Raw genomic sequence first — 21,581 nt, 5'->3', positions numbered from 1 at the left:
GGGCGTCAGTGTGCGCCGAGCCCCGCGAGGACCTCTCGCACGCGCGCGGCGAACGCCTCGGTGTGGTCGACGAACCCGGTGTGATCACCCGGGAATCGTGTCGGCTCGATGCCGAGCTGCGCGCCGAGGGCCGTCGTCGTGCGCTCGCACAGCTGACCCACCGACTCCTCACCGATGCCGAGCACGAGGTGACCGGCGCGTGCGCGCAGCGCGTCGACATCGGGCTCCCAGCGCACGCTCGCCGGGAGCTCGTACCGGAACCAGAACTGCTCGTCGGCCTGGCTCTGCGGGTCGACCTCGCCGCCGAACCACTGCACGAGGGCCTCCTCAGGCATCGGGATGTTCGCCTGGGCGAAGAACAGCCGCCAGGCGCCGATCCGGTCGCCGGAGAGCGCGGCCGTCGTGAGCTCATCCGTGATGCGGCGCTGCTCGACGTGGTCCGGGAGCAGTTCGAGGAGCGGCGGCTCGTGGGCGATGACCGTGGGCGCCAGGTCGGGTCGTGCCTGCGCGAGAGCCAGGCTGGTCACGGCGCCGCCGCTCGAGCCGAACACGATCGCCGGTCCCCGGTCGACGTGCTCGATGAGCGCCGCGAGGTCGGCGGCACGACGCTCCAGCGGCGAGCCCTGGGACGGGTCGTGCAGGATGCTCCGCTTGATGCCGCGCGGGTCGGTCGTCAGCACCGTGTGGTCGCCGGCGAGCTCGTCCGCGAACGGCGCGAAGGCGTCGGCGTCCATGGGAGCGCCGATCAGGACGATCAGCGGTCCGTCGCCGCGGAGTTCGTAGTGGAGGCGGACGTCGGGCAGATCGAGTGCCGAGGTGGTGATGCTCATGGGTGCTCCTTGTCATCGTGGTCGTCGAGCTGCGCGGGCCGGATGCCGACCTCCAGGTTCGCCCGGATCGGTCCGCGACGCCACCCCCTGTGCCGATGCGGGCGATCCGTCCGTCCGAGGAGGGCGATAGCCTCGTCGCATGTCCGTCTTCGGAACGCTCGCGACACCGGTCGGCGTCATCGGCGTCGTCAGCGACGGCACGGCGATCACCCGCGTCACGTGGCGATCGACGCCGCCCGAGGGCAGTGCCCTGTCGGCCGATCCCGCCGGCGATCCGCTGCTCGCGGAGGCCCTCGCCCAGCTGGGCGCCTACTTCGCCGGCACGCTGCGTCGCTTCGACGTCCCGGTCGACCTCGGTGCGCAGACCGTGGCGACGCGGGCGGTCCTCACGGCGCTGTGGGAGACGGTCGGTCATGGCGAGACGATCACCTATGGCGGGCTCGCCGCGCGCAGCGGCACCGAGGTGCCCGCCAGGGGGATCGGGTCGATCATGGGCGCGAACCCCGTCCCTCTGATCGTGCCGTGCCACCGGGTCGTGGCGGGTGACGGCCTGGGCGGATACTCCGGCGGCGACGCGGGGCACGGGCTCGAGACCAAGCGCTGGCTCCTGGAGCACGAGGGCGCGCTGCCGACCTCGCTGTTCTGAGCGCGTCCCGCGGCATCCGTCATCCCGTCATCTCGGACGCGCACACCCTGCGAGAATGGACGGGCCGAGTCCCGAGCCGAGGAGCCAACGTGCAGTTCATCTCCACCCGCGGCGGCATGCAGCCGCAGTCGTTCAGCGAGACGCTGTTGGAGGGCCTCGCGCCCGACGGCGGACTGGCGGTGCCCGAGACCATGCCGACCGTCGACGGCGAGACGCTCGAGCGCTGGCGGGCCCTGACCTACCCGCAGCTCGCCACCGAGGTACTCGGCCTGTTCGCGACCGACATCCCGCGCGCGGACCTGGCGAAGATGACGGATGCGGCCTACGCCGACTTCCCCGACGGCGTCGTGCCGCTGCGGGCGATCGACGACGAGCTGACCCTGGTCGGGCTCTCCGAGGGACCGACGCTCGCGTTCAAGGACATGGCCATGCAGTTCCTCGGCCAGGTGCTCGAGTACACGCTGGAGCGCAACGACGCGGTGCTCAACATCCTCGGAGCCACCTCGGGCGACACCGGCTCCGCGGCCGAGCACGCCCTTCGCGGCAAGGAGCGCGTCGCGGTGTTCATGCTGTCGCCGCAGGGGCGCATGAGCGCGTTCCAGCGGGCGCAGATGTTCTCGCTCGACGACGCGAACGTGCACAACATCGCGGTCGAGGGGGTCTTCGACGACTGCCAGAACCTCGTCAAGAAGCTCGCCGGCGACCTCGACTTCAAGCGCGCTCAGCACCTGGGGGCCGTGAACTCGATCAACCTGGCACGCATCACGGCGCAGACCGTCTACTACTTCTGGGCGTGGCTGCGGGCGACGGATGCCGGGGGCTGGACCGAGCTCTCGTTCACCGTGCCGTCGGGCAACTTCGGCAACATCCTCTCCGGCTTCTTCGCGAAGCAGATGGGGCTGCCGATCCGTCGCCTCGTGCTCGCCGCGAACGAGAACAACGTGCTGGACGAGTTCTTCCGCACCGGCGTCTACCGCCCGCGCAGCGCCGCCCAGACGCTCGCGACCTCCAGCCCGTCGATGGACATCTCGAAGGCGTCGAACCTCGAGCGGTTCATCTTCGAGCTGGTCGACCGCGACCCCGCCCGCGTCGTCGGCGCGTGGGACGACCTCGCGGCGCAGGGTCACTTCGACTTCTCCGCGGAGCAGGAGCGCTTCCTCGAGGAGTTCGGCATCGTCAGCGGCACCTCGACGCACGAGGACCGGCTGGCGACCATCCGCGCCGTGTACGAGACGACCGGCGAGGTCATCGACCCGCACACGGCCGACGGCGTCAAGGTCGCCCGCGAGTACGTCGAACCCGGTGTCCCCATGCTCGTGCTCGAGACCGCCAAGCCCGAGAAGTTCGCGGAGACGATCCACGAGGCGATCGGTGTGGAGCTCGGCTACGCACCGGAGCTGCAGGAGATGCTCGACGCCCCGCAGCACGTGACGGAGATGGCCGACGACGAGCAGGCGCTCCGCGCCTTCATCGAGACCAACGCGCTGCACTGACCTGGCGCTGAGACCGCTCCGCCCGAGACCCACTCCCGCCGACATCGACGCGAGTGGGTCTCGTCGTCTCCTGGGTGGCTCGATACCCGCGGGCACGGGCGATCACTCGTGGCGGAGGAGGGGCAGTGCGGACTGCACAATCGGATGCGAAGCTGGTGCGTAATGCACATGTCGGAGAGGGGTCGGGCCTGATTACTGTGGCCCACAACCCGTTCCCTCCTCCTCCCGAAGGACCCTCATGGCACGCACGGCGCACGCAGACGACTTCGCGCTCTCTCGAGTGACTCCCGAGGCCCGCAAACCCTGGTTCGGCATCGCCGTGCAGCGATTCGGACAGGTCTCGGCCCTCTCGCAGTTCCTCCTCGGCGCGACCCTCGGATACAGCATGACCTTCGGCGAGGCCGTCCTCGCCTTCCTCTTCGGCTCGCTCATCCTCGAGGTGATCATGTGCGTGGTCGGCTTCATCGGTCAGCGCGAGGGCCTCAACACCGCCCTCCTCGCCCGCTGGACAGGCTTCGGCGAGATCGGCGCCTCCCTGGTCGGCCTCGCGATCGGCATCAGCCTGATCGGGTGGTTCGGTATCCAGTCCGCGATCTCCGCGCAGTCGCTCGACGCGCTCATGCCCGGAGCGCTGCCCGTCTGGGCCTGGAGCCTCATCTTCGGCCTCGCGGTCACCGCGATCGTGGCGTTCGGCTTCGTCGGGATGCAGTGGCTCGCGAACATCACCGTGCCGCTGTTCCTGATCCTGGTCGGCTGGTCGGTCATCTCCGAGCTCACCCGCCACGACATCGGCGAGCTGCTCACGGGCCCGGCACCCGGTCCCACCATGAGCGTCTGGGCCGGCACCGGCATCGTGGCCGGTGGTCTCATCGTCGGCGCGATCATCACGGGCGACATGACCCGCTTCAACCGCTCCCGCGCCGACGTCATTAAGCAGACCGTCCTCGGCGTCTCCCTCGGCGAGTTCGTGATCGGCCTCGCCGGCGTGCTGCTGGCCCACGCCGCCGCCACGGGCGACATCGTCGCGATCGTGACCTCCTCGGTCGGCTTCATCGGCCTGTTCATCGTGCTGACCGGCACCCTGAAGATCAACGACTGGAACCTGTACTCCTCGACGCTGGGGCTAGTGAACTTCATCTCCACCGCGTTCGGCAAGAACCTCCACCGCGTGACCACGACGATCGTGCTCGGCATCGTCGGGTCCGTGCTCGCCGCGGTCGGCATCCTCGGGCAGTTCACCGAGTTCCTGATCGTGCTGAGCGTCGCGTTCCCGCCGATCGCCGGCATCATGGTCGCCGAGTACTACATCGTGCGCCGCTGGCGTCCCGAGCTCGACGCGACGCGCGACGAGGGCACCCTCCCGGCGACCGCCCCGCGCATCGTCCCGGCGACCATCATCGTGTGGCTGGTCTCGTCCCTCGTCGGCTACTTCGTCACCTGGGGCATCCCCTCGCTGCTCAGCCTCTTCCTCTCGATGGCGCTCTACATCGTCGCGGGCAAGCTCGGCTGGGTGCGCGGCGTCGGCGTCGCGACGACGCGGCAGGCGGCTCCCGTCGAAGCAGCGGCAGCGGCCTGAGCCACCCGAGACAGACACTCACCACAGGAAAGCGAGAATCATGCACATCGGTATCGACGTCGGCGGCACCAACACCGACGCAGTCCTCATGGACGGCACCCGCACCCTGGCGGGGGTGAAGCACTCGACCACCCCGGACGTCACCAGCGGCATCATCCAGGCGATCGAGGACCTTCGAGCCGGACACGCGTTCGAGGGCGCCGACATCGATGCCGTCATGATCGGCACGACGCACTTCATCAACGCGCTGGTGCAGGCGAGCCGTCTCGCGCCGGTCGCGGCCCTCCGCCTCGGCCTCCCCGCGACGCGGGCGCTGCCGCCGCTGATCGACTGGCCGGAGGTGCTGGTCGAGGCGACCCAGGCACGCAGCTATCTCGCGCACGGCGGCTACGAGTTCGACGGCCGCCCGATCTCGCCGCTCGACCCGGACGAGATCCGGGCGCACGCCGAGGACATGAAGGCACACGGCATCCGCTCGGTCGCGATCTCGTCGGTGTTCAGCCCGGTCAACCACGACCTGGAGGTGCGTGCCGCGGAGATCGTCGCCGAGGTGCTCGGTGCGGATGCCGCGATCTCGCTGTCGCACGAGATCGGGCGCATCGGACTGCTGGAGCGCGAGAACGCGACGATCATCAACGCCGCGCTGCGCGAGCTCGCGTCCGAGATCGTCGACGGGCTCACCTCGGCCGTGCGCGCCCAGGGCATCGAGGCGCCGATCTTCCTCAGCCAGAACGACGGCACGCTGATGGACGAGGAGTACGTGCGCCGCTACCCGGTCGCCACCTTTGCCTCCGGCCCGACCAACTCGATGCGTGGGGCCGCGGCCACCAGCGGTCTCGACGACTGCGCCGTGATCGACGTGGGCGGCACCACGGCCGACATCGGCCTGCTGATCAACGGCTTCCCGCGCGAGACGGCGAACGAGGTCAAGGTCGCGGGCATCCGCACCAACTTCCGGATGCCCGACGTGCTCTCGCTCGGCATCGGCGGCGGAAGCATCGTCGACGAGGAGACGGCCGAGGTCGGTCCGGCATCGGTCGGCTACAAGCTGACGACGGAGGCTCTGGTCTTCGGCGGCTCGACCCTGACCGCCACCGACATCGCGGTCGCTGCCGGTCGCGCCCAGGTCGGAGATGCCAGCAGGGTCGCGCACCTCGATCCCGCGTTCGTCGAGCGCGTGCTCGCCCGCATCGCCGAGCGCGTGTCCGAGGCGGTCGACCGCATGCGCACCTCGCCCGAGCCCATCGCGGTTGTCGCGGTCGGCGGCGGATCCATCCTCCTCCCCGATGAACTGCCGCTGTTCGGCACCGTGCATCGCCCCGAGAACTACGCCGTCGCGAACGCCATCGGCGCCTCGATCGCGCAGGTCGGCGGCGAGATCGACAAGGTCTACGCGATCGAGCCCGGTCGCCGCGACGAGACCCTCGCCGAGGTCCGTGCCGAGGCCGTGGACAAGGCGATCGCCGCCGGGGCCAAGCCGTCGACCGTGTCGATCATCGACTTCGACGAGGTGCCCATCCCGTATCTGCCCGGCAACGCCACGCGCATCCGTGTGAAGGCCGTCGGCGACCTCGACATGGGGGCGTGACATGAGCTGGACGATCACCCCCGCGCATATCGACGGACTCGCCCGCGGCGCCGCCGTGCTCGGCACCGGCGGCGGAGGAGACCCGTACATCGGTGCGCTCCTCGCGCGTCAGGCGCTGACGTCCGGCGACGTCACGGTCGTCGGCCTCGACGAGGTCCCCGACGACGCGCTCGTGCTGTTCGTGGCGATGATGGGAGCACCGACCGTCATGGTCGAGAAGCTCCCGAGTCTCGCCGAGGTCATCGAACCGGTCAAGGCGCTCAGCGTCCACCTCGGCCGCCCGATCACGCACATCGCGTGTGCGGAGGTGGGTGGCGTGAACTCGACCATCCCGATCGCCGCGGCTGCCGCCCTCGGGCTTCCGCTGGTCGACGCCGACGGCATGGGGCGCGCGTTCCCCGAGCTGCAGATGGTGCTCCCGACCCTGTACGGCGTGACCGCGTCGCCCCTCGCGTTCAGCGACGAGAAGGGCAACACCGGCGTGCTGCAGACGGTCGACAACTCGTGGACCGAGCGCATCGCCCGCGTGGCCTGCGTCGAGATGGGCTGCTCGGTGATGATCTCCGGCTTCTCCATGTCCGGGACCGCCGCGCGCGAATCCCTCGTCGCGGGTTCGCTGTCCCGCTGCATCGAGATCGGCCGGCGCATCGCCACCGCGCGCGAGGAGAAGACCGACCCGGTCGACGCCGTCGTCGAGCTGCTCGGCGGCCGTGAGCTCTTCGACGGCAAGGTGGTCGACGTGCACCGTGCCACCACCACCGGGTTCGCCCGCGGGCGGGCGCGCATCGACGGAGACGCCGGAAGCACCCTCACCCTGCAATTCCAGAACGAGCACCTCGTGGCCGAGGCCGACGGCACGGTCCTCGCGACGACACCCGACCTGATCATGGTCCTCGACGGGGAGTCCGGCGAGCCGATCACGACCGAGGGTCTGCGCTACGGGCAGCGGGTGCGCGTGATCGCGGCACCGGCCGACGAGCGCTGGCACTCCGAGGCCGCCCTCGCGATGGTCGGCCCCGGGTACTTCGGCTACGACATGCCCGCGCACCGCTTCGACGGCAGCGTGTCGAACGGAACCGTGACGGCGGGAGCGGGGGCATGAGCTGGCAGCTCACCGCCGCCGACTTGCCCGACCTCGCCCGCGGCGCGACGCTGCTCGGCACCGGGGGTGGCGGCGACCCCTACATCGGCAAGATGCTCGTCGAGCGTGTGCTGGGGGAGGGGAGCATCACGATCCTCGACCCGGACGAGCTTCCCGATGACCTGTTCGTGATCCCGACGGCCCAGATGGGCGCGCCGACCGTGATGATCGAAAAGATCCCGGCCGGCACGGAGCCCACGCTCGCCCTGCGCACGCTCGAGGAGCACCTCGGGCGGACGGCGGATGCGACGATGCCGATCGAGTGCGGTGGCATCAACTCGATGATCCCGCTCATCGTCGCAGCCGAGACCGGGCTCCCGGTGGTGGACGCCGACGGCATGGGGCGGGCGTTCCCCGAGCTGTCGATGGAGACCTTCGCCGTGTACGGCGTGCACGGCTCGCCCCTCGCCCTCGCGGGAGAGCGCGGCGAGAAGGTCGTGATCGACACGGGCGACGACGACCGGCAGATGGAGTGGCTGGCCCGCGGCATCACGATCCGCCTCGGCGGTGTGGGGCACATCGCCGAGTACGCCATGACCGGAGCCGACGTGCGGCGCACGGCCGTGCCCCGCACGATCTCGATGGCCCTCGCGCTCGGCCGCGCCATCCGGGTTGCCCGCGAGGAGCACCGGTCGCCGTTCGAGGCGATCGCCGACGCCCTCTCGACGACGCTCTACCCGCATCTGCGCGAGCTCTGCGTCGGCAAGGTCATCGATGTCGAGCGGCGTACGACCGAGGGCTTCGCCAAGGGCCGCGCGGTCATCGCACCGCTGGGGGCCGAGGAGGGCGACACGTTCGAGATCTCCTTCCAGAACGAGAACCTCATCGCGCACCGGGGGAGCACCCTGGTGGCGATCGTGCCCGACCTCATCTGCGTGGTCGACCACGAGACCGCCGAGCCGATCACCACCGAAGGACTGCGCTACGGGCAGCGCGTGCGCGTGCTCGGCATCTCGACGCCCGACATGATGCGCACGCCCGACGCGCTCGCCGCCTTCGGCCCCGCGGCCTTCGGGCTGCGGGAGGGGTTCACCCCCGTGGAGGAGCTGGCCGCGGGTGAGGGCGTTTCTCCCTAGGCTGGAGCGCATGATGCTGCAGCGCGACGACCTCACCGCGCTCGCCCGCGGCTATGCGCTGCTCGGCTCCGGCGGAGGCGGGTCGACGACCATGCTCGAGCTGATGCTCGCGGGCGCCGGGGACTGGCCGATCGAGGTCTCGCCCATCGCGGCGCTCGACCCGGCCACCCCCTGCCTCGGTGTCGCGTTCGTCGGTTCGACGATGCTGCTGGGGGAGCGGCTGCCGGGTGCCGACCCGTTCGCGCGGCTCCTGGAAGCGGTCGAGCGGTGGATCGGGCACCCGGTTCCCGCCGTCTGCTCCCTCGAGGGCGGCGGCATGAACGGCCTCGCGCCGCTGACCCTGGCCGGCTCGCACGTCGTGGTCGATGCGGACTGCACGGGTCGCGCCGTGCCGGGACTCGACCAGATGTCGCTCTTCGTCGACAGCGTCCCCGGGCTGGTGTTCGCCTGTGACACGGGTGCCGACGGCGTCGCCCTCGTCGAGGCGCATCGGGCGATCGACGCCGAGCGGGTCGTGCGCTCGGCGATCATCCAGGCCGGCGGTGTCGGCTGCGCGGTGCTCGGTGGCTTCACGGTCGGCGACCTGAGGGAACATGCGATCGGCGGCCACCTCGCACATGCGCTCGACCTCGGCCGGGCGTACGTCTCTTCATCCGCTGCTCCGCTGCCCCTTCTCGCGGACGCGCTGGGAGCGGAGCTGCTCGCCGAGGGGCGGATCATCTCGATCGCTCCGTCCGCGGACGATCCGCACGTCAACGCGGTGGAGATCAGCGGGCTCGCCGGGGCCGTGCACCGGGTGGTCACCCGGTCCGAGACCCTCGCCGTGCTCACCGACGGACGGCTCGTGGCGTCGGCTCCGACCGTCATCGTGATCATCGACGCGATCTCCCGAGAGATCCTCGAGGTCACCGAGCTCCGCCTGGCACGGAACGTCGCGGTGCTCGCCGTACCCGCCCCCGAGTGGTGGAACGCCCGCCCCGACCGTCGCGCGAAGGTGCTGCCCTCCGCCTACGGTCTCGACGATCTGGATGCGGCATGAACGAGGGCCTGCCGCTGAGCGCGCTGCTCGCCCACGCGGAGAACGGAGGTCTGCGACGGGTCGCCGGCCCCGCGGACATCGCCTGGGAGGCCGTCGCCGTCGGCGCGGGAGAAGTCGAACTCACCGAGAGCGGCGCCGGACGGCTCGCGATCATCACGGCCGCACCACCGACCTCGACCTGGCAGCAGGACGCTCTGCTGCGCCGGCTGCGCGACCGCGGCTACACGGGCCTCGCGCTCTCCGGCGCCGCGGCGTTCGACGCGGGGGCCTTCCGGCTCGCAGACCGGATCGGCCTGTGCCTGCTCGACGTCGAGCGCCCCATCCAGCTCGCGAAAGCCTGCTGGATGCTGATCGAGGCGCGCGATGCTCTGACGCTCAGTCAGGTGCGCAAGGTCGCCCAGTCCTTCGAGTACGCGGCCGATGATCTCGCCGACCTGCTCGGGCACATCGCGGCGAACCTGGGTGTCGGTGTCGCGTTGATCGACTCGTCCGGAGTGCTCCAGGAAGCGGGAGCGCACCTCGACGAGCGCCTGCACGCGGCGATCGGCTTCGAGTCGTGGATCGATCGAGCGAGTGCGGGCGAGGAGTTCGCGGCCTCGGTCCGCGTGGACAGCCCCGGTCGCAGCGGTCTGCGTCTGGTGCTCTTCGGTCGGGGGCTGGGCGAGGCGCAGCTGCAGTCGCTCTCGGTCGCCGCCGAGGTGGCGATGCCCGCCGTCGCGGCGCGGATCCTGATCGACGAGGTGGCGGCGGTGAACGACGTGGCGGTGTCCTCCGGTCTGCTGCGCGACTTCGTCGACCTGCACGGCGCCGCCGATGCCGACGTCGAGCGCCGGATGATCGAGCGCGGCTGGCGCACGGGCGGGCATCACCTCGGGTTCCGGATGGTGGCGCGGGGACGGCTCGACTCCTTCTCCCTGCTGCGGTCGGTCAGCGCGGGGCTGAGCACGATCGACGGTGAGGCTCATGCGACGACGGCCGGTCGAGGACTGAGCGGATGGCTGACCTTCCCGGAGGCCCCGGACCCCGACCGCGTGGAGCGGGCCGTCGCGTCGCTGCGGGAGCTCCACCTCGGCGTGCTGCGCGACTTCGCCGTCGCGACCGGCGTCGGCTCCCTGCAGGGTGGGCCGGAGGGCCTCGCCACGACGCTGGATGAGGCGGGAGACGCGGCGCGCATCGCGGCGTCGCGCTCGGCGACGGGATGGTTCGTCCGGGTCGACAGCCTCGGGCTGGAGCAGCTGCTGCTCGCCTGGACCGGCAACGACACGTTCGTACCGGCGGCCGAGTCCCTTCTCGCTCCGTTGCGGGAGGGCGGGGGCGAGCTGCTCACCACGCTCTCGGCGTATCTCGACCACGAGTCGGGCATCGCCGCGACGGCGACGGCCCTCGGGCTGCACCGCAACACCGTGACCCTGCGGGTCCGCCGGGTGCAGGAGCTTCTCGGGATCGACATGACCGACCCCGAGGCGCGCCTTGCGCTGCACCTCGCGTGTCGTGCCGTGCAGCCGCGCTGAGCCCGAGTCGGACCCCGCTCACTCCTCCGGGTCGCCGTGCAGCATCCACGGGATGCCGAACCGGTCGATGAGCATGCCGAAGAGCCCGCCCCACGGCGGCACGTCGAGCGGCATCGTGATCGTCGCGCCGTCGGACAGCCTGTCCCACACGGCACGGGTGGTGTCCTGCGTGTTGCCGCTCAGCGACACCGAGAAACCCTGCGGCTTCTCATACGGCATCCCGTCGGGGGAGTCGGACCCCATCAGCACCAGCCCGTCCGGGGTGTTGAGCTGGGCATGCATGACGAGGTCCTTCTGGCTGGGATCCTGCACCATGTCGGGGAAGTCCCCGAAGACGCTGATGTCGAGGTCGCCGCCGAGGACGCTCTGATAGAACTCCATCGCCTGGCGGGCTTCGGTGCGGAACGAGAGGTATGGATTGAGAGCAGGCATGAGGACTCCAGGGGTGTGTGAAAGGTGTCACGACCGGCACCGCTGACGCTCAGTCTGCGCCGGGTGCGGAGCCCCCGCAAGAGGGTGGGGCAGGAGTGGCCGGGCTCAGGCCGGCAATGCCTTGACGGCGGCCGTGAGGACCTGCGGAACGGTGGGGACGCCCGTCGCGCGGAAGACCTCGGAGCCGGCGGAGTCGCGGATGATCACGGTCGGCGTGAATCCGATGTCGAGCTTCTCGGCGGCATCCGGGTCCTGTGCGACGTCGATCTCGGTGATCGTGGCATCCGGGAGGAACCGAGCGGCGTCGGCGAGCACCGCCCGCGTCCGTGCGCACGCCCCGCAGAACGAGGAAGAGACCAGTGTCAGCTCCACGCCCACCTCCTCGGAATCGTCTCGCGTTCCCGAGGTGCAACCGCGGAGCGTGCCGGGCTGTTCCCGCCGTGCTAACCGCGGTCCAGTCCGAAGGTGTGCTTCACGAGAGCCTGCACGTCACGGTCGAGGCCGTCGATGCGGGAGTTCATCGCGCTCATCTCGGCACGCAATCCGCCGATCTCGGCGCGGACTCCGTCGAACTGGGCGCTGATTCCGTCGAACTGAGCGCCGATTCCGTCGAACTGGGCGCTGATTCCGTCGAACCCGGCGCGGACTCCGTCGAACTGGGCGCGGACTCCGCCGATCTCCGCGCGGATCACACGAACGAAGAGGGTCGACACGAGGGTGATCACGCCGAGCATCATGACCACGGAGGAGACGATCAGAGTCCAAGTCTGCGGCTCGGTCACGGTGATCACGCTCTCATTCTCGTCGGAGGATTCCATCCTGCCAAGGCCGACATCAGCCATGCGGGGCCTGGGGACAACACTGTTCGGGCAGGCCCTGTGGAGGAGAGCTGACCCGTCAGTGCCGGCCCGACGCGAGCCAGTCGGCGAACGTCTGCCGCCCGAGCTCCGCATCCGGACCCGGGAGCGCGTGTCCGGCTCTCATCCCCGCCATCTGCGGACCGGGCACGTTCAGCGCCGGGACCCACCCGCGGTAGCCGGCCCGTCGGGCGAACGCACGGATCATCTCCGAGAGCTGCTCCTCGCGCGGTCCGGCGAGGTCGCGGACCCGGCCCTGCGGCTCGGCGACCGCGAGCGCGGCCAGTCGTGCCCCGACCTCCGCGGCCGCGACGGGCTGCGTCCGGGCGTTCGGAGCGAGATGCAGCGGCCCCACCTTCGCGCGCTCGAACATCTGGCCCGCGAACTCGTGGAACTGCGTCGCCCGGAGGATCGTCCAGGGCATCCGCGACGCCTCGACGACCTTCTCCTGCGCGACCTTGCCCGCGTAGTAGTCATAGGGGATGCGATCGATGCCGACGATCGACAGCAGCACGACGTGTCGCACGCCCGCATCCGAGGCCGCCGAGACGAGGTTCCCGGTCGCGGCGGTGAAGAACTCGATCGCGGTGCTCGCCTTGAGTGTCTGGATGCTCGCGACGTCGATGACGGAGTCCGCTCCGGTCAGGGCGGCCTCCAGACCGCGGCCGGTCACCAGGTCGACGCCCTGCGAGCGACTGAGCACGACCGCCTCATGGCCCGCGGCCTCGACAGCCTCGACGGTGTGCCGGCCGACGACGCCGGTGCCTCCTGCCACAGCGATTCTCATGTGCGCTCCCTCGGGGTCTCGGTCCATCCTCTCGCGCGCGGGTGCGATCCCGTTACGATTCCGGAGAAGCGGATCGACCGCTTGACCTTGTCCCGAGGGCAGAGAGCATCGTGAACGCGTGAGCCACTCCACCGACCTCCTCAGCATCGGTCCGTTCTCCGAAGCCGCGCTGCTCTCGCCGAAGGCCCTGCGCCTCTATGAGAAGCGCGGGCTTCTGGTGCCGGAAGCGGTCGACCCGCACAACGGGTACCGCTTCTATCGGGTCGAGCAGGCGAGCAGGGGACGGCTCATCTCCCTGCTGCGGACGGCGGGCATGAGCCTCGACGCGATCCAGGAGGTGCTCGCGATGCCCGACGGCTCCGCGCTCGCCGCCCTCGACGCGTTCCAGGATCAGGTCCGGACGGCCGCGGCGTCGACCGCCACGCTCCTCGACCAGGCGCGCGGCCATTTCGAAGGATCACCGATGAACACGAAGTCCCTCACCTCCACCGTCCGACCGGAGCAGCCCGTGCTGAGCATGCTCGTGACCACCTTCGTGGACGAGCTCGACCGGCGGCTGCGAGCGGCGTACGAGGAGCTGAGTGCGCTCGCCGTCGCGCGCGGCCTCGCCGTCTCCGCCGACCCGTTCGGCATCTTCCACGCCCCGATCACGCCCGAGAGCGACGGTCCGATCGAGGTGTGCCTCCCCGTCGACCGCATCATCGCGGAGACCCCCGCCGGCATCCGCAGCCAGCGGCTGAGCGGCGGAGCCATGGTCGAGGTCACCGTGGAGGGCGAGGACACCGCGTTCCCCGCGATCCTCGCCGCCTACGATCGCGGCTGCGAGTGGATCGACGAACAGGGAGCGACGCGGGTGGGCCCGCCGCGCGAGGTCTGGAACGTGCTCCCGTGGGACGAGACGCGTCCGGCGCGGATGACCGTGGCCTGGCCGTACGCCTGAGCGGGGCACGGGGTGCTCGGTACGATGGCGACTGTGACCACATCGACCGTGCGCCCCGGCATCGCCGAGCGGCTTTCGCAGATGATCCGCATCCCGACGGTCTCGGCCGAGCTCGACGAACGCGGCTCGGGTCCGTTCGAGGAGTTCGTGGCGCTGATCGCCGAGCTCTACCCGCTGGTGCACGAGAGACTGCGACTCGAACGGCACACCGACTTCGGACTCCTGTTCCACTGGGCGGGGAGCGGTGCCGCCGCGGGGGGACCCGTCGTCCTGATGGCGCACTACGACGTCGTCCCGGTCGACGAGAGCGACGCCTGGACGCATCCGCCGTTCGCGGGCGTGATCGCCGACGGCTCGGTCTACGGCCGTGGCGCACTGGACGACAAAGGCCCGCTGATCGTGGTCCTCGAAGCGGTCGAGAACCTGCTCGCCGACGGGTTCGTCCCGCCCCGCGATGTCTACCTCTCCTTCGGCGGGAACGAGGAGACGTACGGTCGCGCGGCGGAGGAGATCGCGCGAGTCCTGCGCGAACGCGGCATCGTGCCGTGGCTGGTGGTCGACGAGGGCGGTGCCGTGGTCGACGCGCCCTTGCCCTTCGTCCCGGGCCGTGCCGCGATGATCGGCGTCGGCGAGAAGGGCGTGATGACGCTCAGGCTGTCGACGCGAGGCGACGGCGGTCACGCCTCCGCACCGCCCTCGCTCACGGCGGTCCGGCGCATCGCCAGGGCCGTCGATCGTCTGGGCCCCACCACGTTCCGTCCCCACGCCTCGAAGGCGATCCTCCGGATGCTGTCGGAGCTGGCCGCGCAGACGCCGGGACCGGCGCGCCACCTGCTGCGGCTGCTCGGCTCCGCGCCCCTGCTGACCGCGCAGGTCTTCGCCGCGCTCGGCGGTGAGCCGGCCGCTCTCGTGCGCACGACCGTCGCCCCGACCATGCAGTCCGGCGGCACGGCGGCGAACGTGCTGCCGTCGCAGGCATCCGCCACGGTCAACCTGCGCATCGCACTGGGGGAGACGACGCAGCAGACCGTGTTCCGCGTGCGTCGGCGCATCCGCGATCCGCTCGTGACGGTCGAGGTCGTCGAGGCCAGCGAGCCGTCGCCGGAGTCGCCCACCGACAACGCCCCGTTCGCCCTGCTGGCCCAGGCGCTCGAGGTCTCGCATCCCGGCGTCCCCGCCGTGCCGTACGTGATGATGGCGGCCACCGATTCGCGGCACTTCCACCGCTTCTCGCCCGCCGTGTACCGCTTCGCGCCGCTGGACATGTCGAACGCCCAGCGCGCGTCGATCCACGGCGTCGACGAGAGCGTGGAGATCGCCGCCCTGGAGCGCGGGGAGCGATTCCATCGGGCGCTGCTCGAACGGCTAGGGTGATCTCACCCTCCCCTCGGAATGTGCCGGGGGACCCGAAGCAGAAGCAGGAGACGCGATGACGCGCACCCGCACCCTGGGCGCCCTCGGCGTCGTCGTCGGCTTCCTCGCCTTCGTGGAGTTCACCAGCGGTGTGCTGCAGGGCTACTACACGCCGATGCTCACCAACATCGCCCGCAACCTCGGGATCCACGACGCCGACGTCAACTGGCTCGAAGGCGCGCAGCTGATGCTGTCGGCGCTGGTCGTCCCGGCCTTCGCGAAGCTCGGCGACATGGTCGGCCACAAGCGGATGCTGCTGATCTCGACCGCCGTCACGGCCGCGGCCGCGCTGGTCCTGCCGTTCACCGACTCCTTCGCGGTGTTCCTCGCCGCCTGGGCGCTGATGGGCTTCTACGTCGTCTGGCTTCCGCTCGAGATCGCCCTGATCTGGTCGCGCTCGCGGCGCATGGAGGGTCGCTCGTCGATCACGGCCAAGGCAGCAGGGCTCCTCGTCGCGGCGCTGGAGGGCGGCGCGATCATCGGCGCCCTGGCCGGCGGCGCCCTCATCGACGTCCTCCCGCTCACGGTCGTGCTCCTCGTGCCCGCCGTGCTCATCGTGGTGTGCTTCTTCGTGATCCTGTTCGGGGTGAAGGAGTCGCCGGAGCCCACGGGCGGCCTGTTCGACACGGTCGGCCTGGTGCTGATCTCCCTCGCGCTGATCTGCTTCACGGGTGGCCTCAGCCTGCTCCGCCTCGAGGGCGGACTGACCAACCCCTGGTCCTGGGCGGTCGTCGTCTTCGGGGTGCTGCTCGTGATCCCGTTCGTGCTGTGGGAGCTCCGGTCCGAGGACCCGCTGATCGACGTGCGGATGTTCCGCTCGCCCGCACTCGGCCCGGTGTTCCTCACCGCGGGACTCTTCGGCGTGAGCGTGCTCGGCGCACAGGCGCCGCTGTCGACGTTCGCCCGCACCGACCCCTCGGTCTACGGCTACGGGCTGGGCACGACCGGCTTCCAGACCTCGCTGATCATCGGCGTCTACCTGATCGCCATGATCGTGGGAGCACTCCTGTTCCCGACGGTCGCGCGTCGGGTCACCCCTCGCGTCACGCTGATGGGCGCCTCGGTGCTGGTCGGCATCGGGTTCCTGCTCTTCCTCCCGTTCCACGACGCGTACGCGCAGGTCATCACGAACATGGTCGTGGTGGGGCTCGGCTCCGGAGCGCTGGTCGCGGCGCTCCCCGCTGCGGCCGCCTCCGCGGCTCCGGCGACGCAGACCGGCGTCGCGACGGGCCTCACCAACTCGGTGAAGACCGTCGGCGGTGCGATCGCCTCGTGCGTGTTCGGCATCGCGCTGCTGCACGGCGTCGCGAGCACGGCGGGGGCCACCGAGGGCACGGCCGGGTCGCTCGCCGGCTACTTCACGGTGTGGATCGTCTGCGGTGTGACCGCGCTCGTCGCCGCGGCGATCCTCGTGTTCGTCCCGAAGACCGCGTTCACCGACCGCTCCGTCGAGACCGAGGCAGCGCCGGCGGTCTGACCCTCGGTCGCACCGGTCTCAGTCGCGGTCGAGGCCGAACGTGCGCTTCACGATCGCCTGCACGTCGCGGTCGAGTCCGTCGATGCGCGTGTTCACGGCATCGAACCGGGCGTTCATCTCGTTGCGGAGTCCGCTGAGCTGGCCGTTCATCTCGTTGCGGAGCCCGCCGATCTGGCCGTTCATCTCGTTTCGGAGGCCGCCGAGCTGACCGTTCATCTCACTGCGCAGGCCGCCGATCTCGCTGCGGAGGATCCGGATGAACAGCGTGGTGACGACGGTGAGCATGCCGAACATCAGCGCGGTGAACGACCCGATCATGGTCCAGATCTGCGCGTCGTTCATGAATCCCACATCCTCATCGTCGCATCGTTCCGGCCAGCTTGCCAGGGCGCGCGAGGCGAGGATATCGGTCACTCAGGAGATGGGGAGAAGGTGTTCTCCCGCCCGTTGGTGGAGGAACTGTCAGTCCCCTCCCTGCGGGTTGCGCAGGAGACGGCGGACATCGGCACCGCGCACCGGGCGGAGGGGAGTCCCCCGACCGGTCCGCTCTCAGTCCCCCTTCACGTTGACGAGCTGCCGCAGCGTGTGCCGGATGGAGACCAGGCTCGCGGCATCCGCCATCACCCGGTCGATCGGCTTGTACGCCTGCGGGATCTCGTCGATGAACGCATCCGTGTCACGGAACTCGATCCCCTCCATCGCCTCCCGCAGCTGATCGTGCGTGAACGTCTTCCGGGCCGCCGACCGCGAGTACTCGCGTCCGGCACCGTGCGGGGAGGAGTTCAGCGACTGCCGGTCGCCGAGTCCCTCCACCACGTACGACGCGGTGCCCATCGAGCCGGGGATGAGTCCGGGCCGACCGGCGTCGGCCTGGATGGCGCCCTTCCGCGACACCCACACCTGCTTGCCGTAGTGCTTCTCCGACTCGGTGAAGTTGTGGTGGCAGTTGATGCGCTCCTGCTCATCGACCGGGCGGTCGAGGAACTCGGACACCTGCCGGATGACGCGGTCCATCATCTCCTCCCGGTTCAGCAGGGCGAAGTGCTGTGCCCAGCGGAGCTCCCGGATGTACCGGGTGAACTCCGGGGTCCCCTCGACCAGGTACGCCAGGTCGGGGTCGGGGAGCTCGATCCACCACTGCTTCGCCAGCCTGTGGGCGACGGAGATGTGGTGTCCGGCGATCCGGTTGCCGACACCCCGGGAACCCGAGTGCAGGAACAGCCACACCCGGTCGAGCTCGTCGACCGACACCTCGATGAAGTGGTTGCCCGAGCCGAGCGTGCCCAGCTGCAGGCGCCAGTTCCCCGCATACTTCTCGGGATCGAACTCGGCCTTCTCAGCGAGCGCCTCGAGCTCGGCGATGCGCGGCTCGGCGGTCGCCACGATCTTGCGGTTGTAGCGTCCGGCCGAGAGCGGGATCGCACGCTCGATCTGCTCGCGCAGCTCGGCGAGGTCGCGCCCGTCCAGGTCGCCCCTCGTGAACTGCGTGCGGACGGCGATCATGCCGCAGCCGATGTCGACGCCGACGGCCGCGGGGATGATCGCGCCGAGCGTCGGGATGACCGAGCCGACCGTCGCCCCCTTGCCGAGGTGCGCATCCGGCATCAGCGCCAGGTGCGGGTGGATAAACGGCATGCGAGCCGTGGTGTGCGCCTGATCGAGCGTCTTCTCGTCGATCAGGGACGCCCACGACAGCAGCCGTGCGGAGAGCCTCTCCATGATTCCTTTCCTTGTGGTGATGTGCAGCCACAGGTCAGGGGTCCTCTCCAACGGAAAACGCCCCGGACCTGTCGGTACGGGGCGTTGCGAGAGCGGGTGCTGTCACACGGCGCGTGCCGGAGGGTACGACTCGTAGCGGTCATTGCGCTTCGGCTGAAGCTGCAACACCGCTGCGATGGGAAGATTCCGCTGGGCGGTCATCCGTCGACTCCTCGGCTGGCGTGCTGCGCCGGTCGGCACAGCTTTGCCACACTAGGGCCCGACACGCCCGGGCGTCAAGCCGTGTCCCGCGGCGGGTTGTACATGAACTCCACGCGGATGCCGTCTGCGTCTTCGACAAACGAGGCGTAATAGCGCTCCGAATAGCGCGGGTACTCCTTGGGTTCGCGGACGGGGGTCCAGCCGGCGTCGACGGCGACCGCGTGGAGGTGCTCGACCTGCTCACGCGTCGGCACGGCAAAGGCGATGTGCTGCCAGCCGATGCGGCCATGACGATGCGGAGTCGAGTCTTCATCCCACGTGTAGAGGATGATCTCCGTCTCCTCGCCGTTGTGCCACGAGATCGAATGGTCGTTCGCGCCTCCGCTCTGGTATCCGAGAGCGGTGAGGACCGGGTGGAACTGCGCCCGGCCGCGTTCGAGGTCGTCGACGGTGATGCCCAGATGATCCAGAAGAGCCATGCGGCCCAGTCTTCCAGAAAGGGTCGACGACGTCAGGGCGCGATCCGCCCGAATGTGGCGGGGTCGACGGGCCGTTGCCGCCGGGGGAGGTTCTCCACGACGAGGAGGTACGACTCCGTCACCAGCTCGCGGACGAGATCGTGCGGCAGCTTCCCGCCCGGCCGGAGCGTGATCCAGTGCTTCTTGTTCATGTGATAGCCCGGGATGATGTCATCGAACTGCCGGCGAAGCGCGTCGCCGTCCTCGGGCGCCGCCTTGAGGGTCACGATCTCCGCGCCGGTGGTCGACGTGAGCAGCATGAAAACCTTGTCGCGCACCTTGAAGACGTCCCATTCGGGGCCGAAGGGATGCTCGAGCCGAGACCCGGGCAGTTCCTCGGCGCGGTCGCGCGCGCACTGCTGCAGACGGTCGCCTTTCATGGGCACTCCAACCTCGAGACAGCGAGAACCGTGATGCGACCACGGTACCCACGCCCACGGTACCCACGCCCACGGTACCCACCCCCACGGACAGAGCCGCTAGTGCGGTGCGTGGTACTCGGCTTCGCCGCGCTTCCAGTAGCCCTTCACCACGGCGTTCGCGGTGTCGACGCCCCAACGGTCGAGCAGTGCCCGGCCGGGCTTGACGATCGACTGCTCGGCCGCGATGAAGACGAACGGATCGGACCCGACCGCGTCGTCGGCGGTCAGCGCCTCGAGGAAGGCGATGAGGGCGGACCCGGAGGGTGCTTCGCCGCGGTGCAGCCACTCGATGTCGACCGGAGCCTCGATGTCGATCTCGCGGCCCTCGTTGACCGTCTCGATCACGATGCGCGCGGGGGTGCCCTCGGGAATCAGCGCGGCGAAGCGGCGGATCGCGGGGATCGCGGTCTCGTCGCCGACCAGCAGCCAGGAGTCGGGCTCGCCGGTCAGCACCGCCGACCCGCGAGGGCCGCCGACGCCGATCGTGGAGCCGAGTGGCGCGGTCGCGGCCCAGGGGGCGGCGACGCCCTGATCGCCGTGCACCGCGAATTCGACGTCGAGCCAGTCCTCGCCCCACGCGAGCGGCGTGTACTCGCGGCTCGGCGAGGCGCGAAGCTCGTCGACGGAGTCGGTGGGGCCGGCGGGGAAGAACAGGCGCATGTGGTCGTCGGAGCCGAGGGAGTCGAAGCCTGCGAGGTCGGAGCCGGTCAGGCGCACGCGCACGAAGTCCGGTGCCAGCCATTCACGGGCGCTCAGGGTCACGTTGCGGAAGCGCAGCTCGAGGCCGCGACGCTCGATCGAGAAGCCGGATTTCGTATCGCTCATGAAGTAAGGCTAACCTAAATATAACGAGGGAAGGTGACCCTAACCTCGTCCTTCCGGCGCCCATGTGTGCGCACCGATCCCGCAGAACAGGAGTCTCTCCATGTCCGTGCCCAGGACCCTCACCGCCACGAGCGCCGCGCTCGTCGGCCTCCTCGCCCTCGCCGGCTGCGCCTCCGGCGGCACCGCCGAACCCGAGAAGACCGAATCCTCCGCGGCATCCGTCACGATCGAGGACAACACCGGCACGCACGAGGTCGCGACCCCTCCGAAGTCCGTCGTCGCCCTCGACAACCGCACGTTCCAGACGCTCTCCGACTGGGGCGTCGAGCTCTCCGCCGGCGCCGTCGCGCTGATGCCGGAGACCGTGTCGTATGTGAAGGACGACGGCATCGTCGACATCGGGCTGCACAGCGAGCCCAACCTCGAAGCGGTCGTCGCGGTCGAGCCCGACCTGATCATCAGCGGTCAGCGCTTCACGCAGCACAACGCGGCCATCGCCGACCTCGTGCCCAATGCCACGATCATCGACCTCGAGCCGCGCGAGGGCGAGCCCTTCGATGAGGAGCTCAAGCGCCAGGTCACCGTCCTCGGCGAGATCTTCGGCAAGCAGGACGAGGCCGAGAAGCTCGTGAGCGACTTCGACGCCGCGGTCGAGCGCGCCAAGGCCGCGTACGACGACGCCGACACCGTCATGGCCGTGAACACGTCCGGCGGAGAGATCGGCTACCTCGCCCCGACCGTCGGTCGCTCGCTCGGACCGATCTACGACATCCTCGGCCTCACCCCCGCGCTCGAGGTGGAGGACGCGAGCGATGACCACCAGGGTGATGAGATCTCCGTCGAGGCGATCGCCGCGTCGAACCCCGACTGGATCCTCGTGCTCGACCGCGACGCCGTGTTCGCCGCGGACACCCCCGACTACGTGCAGGCGGCCGAGATCCTCGAGAGCTCCGAGGCCCTGACCGGCGTCACCGCGGTCAAGGAGAAGCAGATCGTCTACATGCCCACCGACACCTACCTGAACGAGGGCATCCAGACGTACACGACGTTCCTGAACGACCTCGCGGACGCTCTCGAGAAGTGACCCGCG

Annotated in this window: 22 protein-coding genes; 12 read left to right on the top strand and 10 right to left on the bottom strand. The window is 70.0% G+C overall.

The window, feature by feature from the left end; genetic code table 11:
• Positions 1-5: 5 nt before the first annotated feature.
• On the bottom strand, positions 6-830 hold the full coding sequence (locus AC07VM_RS11305) for an alpha/beta fold hydrolase (protein WP_494911232.1): 825 nt from the start codon (positions 828-830) through the stop codon (positions 6-8).
• 139 nt (positions 831-969) lie between these two features.
• Between AC07VM_RS11305 and AC07VM_RS11300 the strand changes: the two genes are divergently transcribed.
• From AC07VM_RS11300 to AC07VM_RS11265, 8 genes are all read left to right on the top strand, one after another.
• Positions 970-1,476 (top strand): methylated-DNA--[protein]-cysteine S-methyltransferase, encoded by a 507-nt coding sequence (locus tag AC07VM_RS11300; protein ID WP_267417342.1) that lies wholly within the window; start codon positions 970-972, stop codon positions 1,474-1,476.
• Between the two features lie 89 nt (positions 1,477-1,565).
• Positions 1,566-2,969: a threonine synthase gene (thrC, locus tag AC07VM_RS11295; protein ID WP_494911230.1), complete on the top strand. Its 1,404-nt coding sequence runs from the start codon at positions 1,566-1,568 to the stop codon at positions 2,967-2,969.
• 238 nt (positions 2,970-3,207) lie between these two features.
• Positions 3,208-4,545, top strand: coding sequence for a purine-cytosine permease family protein (locus AC07VM_RS11290; RefSeq protein WP_267417344.1), 1,338 nt, complete (start codon positions 3,208-3,210; stop codon positions 4,543-4,545).
• A 40-nt stretch (positions 4,546-4,585) separates the two neighbouring features.
• The gene (locus tag AC07VM_RS11285; protein WP_267417345.1) at positions 4,586-6,133 is read left to right on the top strand and encodes a hydantoinase/oxoprolinase family protein; all 1,548 of its coding nucleotides are present in this window, start codon (positions 4,586-4,588) and stop codon (positions 6,131-6,133) included.
• Position 6,134: 1 nt separating this feature from the next.
• Positions 6,135-7,235: an S-methyl thiohydantoin desulfurase family protein gene (locus tag AC07VM_RS11280; protein ID WP_267417346.1), complete on the top strand. Its 1,101-nt coding sequence runs from the start codon at positions 6,135-6,137 to the stop codon at positions 7,233-7,235.
• On the top strand, positions 7,232-8,350 hold the full coding sequence (locus tag AC07VM_RS11275; protein ID WP_494911229.1) for an S-methyl thiohydantoin desulfurase family protein: 1,119 nt from the start codon (positions 7,232-7,234) through the stop codon (positions 8,348-8,350). Before AC07VM_RS11280 ends, AC07VM_RS11275 begins: the two co-directional genes overlap by 4 nt.
• 10 nt (positions 8,351-8,360) lie before the next feature.
• Positions 8,361-9,389, top strand: coding sequence for an S-methyl thiohydantoin desulfurase domain-containing protein (locus AC07VM_RS11270; protein ID WP_494911227.1), 1,029 nt, complete (start codon positions 8,361-8,363; stop codon positions 9,387-9,389).
• Positions 9,386-10,900 (top strand): PucR family transcriptional regulator, encoded by a 1,515-nt coding sequence (locus AC07VM_RS11265; protein WP_494911225.1) that lies wholly within the window; start codon positions 9,386-9,388, stop codon positions 10,898-10,900. The genes AC07VM_RS11270 and AC07VM_RS11265 overlap by 4 nt, the downstream gene beginning before the upstream one ends.
• An 18-nt stretch (positions 10,901-10,918) precedes the next feature.
• Here AC07VM_RS11265 and AC07VM_RS11260 read toward each other — a convergent pair whose 3' ends face one another.
• The 4 genes from AC07VM_RS11260 to AC07VM_RS11245 all read right to left on the bottom strand — a co-directional run bounded on the left by AC07VM_RS11260 (position 10,919) and on the right by AC07VM_RS11245 (position 12,976).
• The gene (locus AC07VM_RS11260; RefSeq protein ID WP_267417350.1) at positions 10,919-11,332 is read right to left on the bottom strand and encodes a VOC family protein; all 414 of its coding nucleotides are present in this window, start codon (positions 11,330-11,332) and stop codon (positions 10,919-10,921) included.
• Positions 11,333-11,437: 105 nt separating this feature from the next.
• The gene (locus tag AC07VM_RS11255) at positions 11,438-11,704 is read right to left on the bottom strand and encodes a glutaredoxin family protein (RefSeq protein WP_494911224.1); all 267 of its coding nucleotides are present in this window, start codon (positions 11,702-11,704) and stop codon (positions 11,438-11,440) included.
• A gap of 71 nt (positions 11,705-11,775) precedes the next feature.
• Positions 11,776-12,123: a hypothetical protein gene (locus AC07VM_RS11250; RefSeq protein WP_494911223.1), complete on the bottom strand. Its 348-nt coding sequence runs from the start codon at positions 12,121-12,123 to the stop codon at positions 11,776-11,778.
• Between the two features lie 106 nt (positions 12,124-12,229).
• Complete coding sequence (locus AC07VM_RS11245) at positions 12,230-12,976, bottom strand: SDR family oxidoreductase (RefSeq protein ID WP_267417353.1); 747 nt, start codon at positions 12,974-12,976, stop codon at positions 12,230-12,232.
• A gap of 118 nt (positions 12,977-13,094) precedes the next feature.
• Between AC07VM_RS11245 and AC07VM_RS11240 the strand changes: the two genes are divergently transcribed.
• The 3 genes from AC07VM_RS11240 to AC07VM_RS11230 are packed head-to-tail and all read left to right on the top strand — an operon-like array spanning position 13,095 to position 16,806.
• Entirely contained in the window at positions 13,095-13,916 is an 822-nt protein-coding gene (locus AC07VM_RS11240) for a MerR family transcriptional regulator (protein ID WP_267417354.1), read from the top strand.
• A gap of 33 nt (positions 13,917-13,949) precedes the next feature.
• Positions 13,950-15,290 carry a M20/M25/M40 family metallo-hydrolase gene (locus AC07VM_RS11235; protein ID WP_267417355.1) on the top strand — a complete coding sequence of 447 codons (1,341 nt, stop codon included), beginning with the start codon at positions 13,950-13,952 and terminating at the stop codon, positions 15,288-15,290.
• A gap of 55 nt (positions 15,291-15,345) precedes the next feature.
• The gene (locus AC07VM_RS11230; protein WP_494911220.1) at positions 15,346-16,806 is read left to right on the top strand and encodes an MFS transporter; all 1,461 of its coding nucleotides are present in this window, start codon (positions 15,346-15,348) and stop codon (positions 16,804-16,806) included.
• Between the two features lie 18 nt (positions 16,807-16,824).
• Here AC07VM_RS11230 and AC07VM_RS11225 read toward each other — a convergent pair whose 3' ends face one another.
• From AC07VM_RS11225 to AC07VM_RS11205, 5 genes are all read right to left on the bottom strand, one after another.
• Entirely contained in the window at positions 16,825-17,148 is a 324-nt protein-coding gene (locus AC07VM_RS11225) for a hypothetical protein (RefSeq protein ID WP_267417357.1), read from the bottom strand.
• Positions 17,149-17,355: 207 nt separating this feature from the next.
• Positions 17,356-18,525, bottom strand: coding sequence for an RtcB family protein (locus AC07VM_RS11220; protein ID WP_494911218.1), 1,170 nt, complete (start codon positions 18,523-18,525; stop codon positions 17,356-17,358).
• 275 nt (positions 18,526-18,800) lie between these two features.
• Positions 18,801-19,205: a VOC family protein gene (locus AC07VM_RS11215; RefSeq protein WP_267417359.1), complete on the bottom strand. Its 405-nt coding sequence runs from the start codon at positions 19,203-19,205 to the stop codon at positions 18,801-18,803.
• 32 nt (positions 19,206-19,237) lie between these two features.
• Positions 19,238-19,624: an MmcQ/YjbR family DNA-binding protein gene (locus tag AC07VM_RS11210; protein WP_267417360.1), complete on the bottom strand. Its 387-nt coding sequence runs from the start codon at positions 19,622-19,624 to the stop codon at positions 19,238-19,240.
• A gap of 99 nt (positions 19,625-19,723) precedes the next feature.
• Positions 19,724-20,491 carry a siderophore-interacting protein gene (locus tag AC07VM_RS11205; RefSeq protein ID WP_494911217.1) on the bottom strand — a complete coding sequence of 256 codons (768 nt, stop codon included), beginning with the start codon at positions 20,489-20,491 and terminating at the stop codon, positions 19,724-19,726.
• A 100-nt stretch (positions 20,492-20,591) separates the two neighbouring features.
• Here AC07VM_RS11205 and AC07VM_RS11200 point away from each other — a divergent pair, with 100 nt between their 5' ends.
• On the top strand, positions 20,592-21,575 hold the full coding sequence (locus AC07VM_RS11200) for a siderophore ABC transporter substrate-binding protein (protein ID WP_494911216.1): 984 nt from the start codon (positions 20,592-20,594) through the stop codon (positions 21,573-21,575).
• Positions 21,576-21,581: the final 6 nt, after the last annotated feature.

The sequence above is a fragment of the Microbacterium sp. GW821-FHT01D02 genome (genome assembly GCF_059422585.1).
This window is presented reverse-complemented; position numbering and strand designations above follow the sequence as displayed.

Bases quoted from the DNA above. Each gene is read 5' to 3' on its own strand.
- AC07VM_RS11280 (WP_267417346.1), top strand. From the start codon at position 6,135: ATGAGCTGGACGATCACCCCCGCGCATATCGACGGACTCGCCCGCGGC.
- AC07VM_RS11230 (WP_494911220.1), top strand. From the start codon at position 15,346: ATGACGCGCACCCGCACCCTGGGCGCCCTCGGCGTCGTCGTCGGCTTC.
- AC07VM_RS11270 (WP_494911227.1), top strand. From the start codon at position 8,361: ATGATGCTGCAGCGCGACGACCTCACCGCGCTCGCCCGCGGCTATGCG.
- AC07VM_RS11225 (WP_267417357.1), bottom strand. From the start codon at position 17,148: ATGAACGACGCGCAGATCTGGACCATGATCGGGTCGTTCACCGCGCTG.
- AC07VM_RS11290 (WP_267417344.1), top strand. From the start codon at position 3,208: ATGGCACGCACGGCGCACGCAGACGACTTCGCGCTCTCTCGAGTGACT.
- AC07VM_RS11205 (WP_494911217.1), bottom strand. From the start codon at position 20,491: ATGAGCGATACGAAATCCGGCTTCTCGATCGAGCGTCGCGGCCTCGAG.
- AC07VM_RS11215 (WP_267417359.1), bottom strand. From the start codon at position 19,205: ATGGCTCTTCTGGATCATCTGGGCATCACCGTCGACGACCTCGAACGC.
- AC07VM_RS11305 (WP_494911232.1), bottom strand. From the start codon at position 830: ATGAGCATCACCACCTCGGCACTCGATCTGCCCGACGTCCGCCTCCAC.
- AC07VM_RS11300 (WP_267417342.1), top strand. From the start codon at position 970: ATGTCCGTCTTCGGAACGCTCGCGACACCGGTCGGCGTCATCGGCGTC.
- AC07VM_RS11245 (WP_267417353.1), bottom strand. From the start codon at position 12,976: ATGAGAATCGCTGTGGCAGGAGGCACCGGCGTCGTCGGCCGGCACACC.
- AC07VM_RS11210 (WP_267417360.1), bottom strand. From the start codon at position 19,624: ATGAAAGGCGACCGTCTGCAGCAGTGCGCGCGCGACCGCGCCGAGGAA.
- AC07VM_RS11200 (WP_494911216.1), top strand. From the start codon at position 20,592: ATGTCCGTGCCCAGGACCCTCACCGCCACGAGCGCCGCGCTCGTCGGC.
- AC07VM_RS11285 (WP_267417345.1), top strand. From the start codon at position 4,586: ATGCACATCGGTATCGACGTCGGCGGCACCAACACCGACGCAGTCCTC.
- AC07VM_RS11220 (WP_494911218.1), bottom strand. From the start codon at position 18,525: ATGGAGAGGCTCTCCGCACGGCTGCTGTCGTGGGCGTCCCTGATCGAC.
- AC07VM_RS11260 (WP_267417350.1), bottom strand. From the start codon at position 11,332: ATGCCTGCTCTCAATCCATACCTCTCGTTCCGCACCGAAGCCCGCCAG.
- AC07VM_RS11275 (WP_494911229.1), top strand. From the start codon at position 7,232: ATGAGCTGGCAGCTCACCGCCGCCGACTTGCCCGACCTCGCCCGCGGC.
- AC07VM_RS11265 (WP_494911225.1), top strand. From the start codon at position 9,386: ATGAACGAGGGCCTGCCGCTGAGCGCGCTGCTCGCCCACGCGGAGAAC.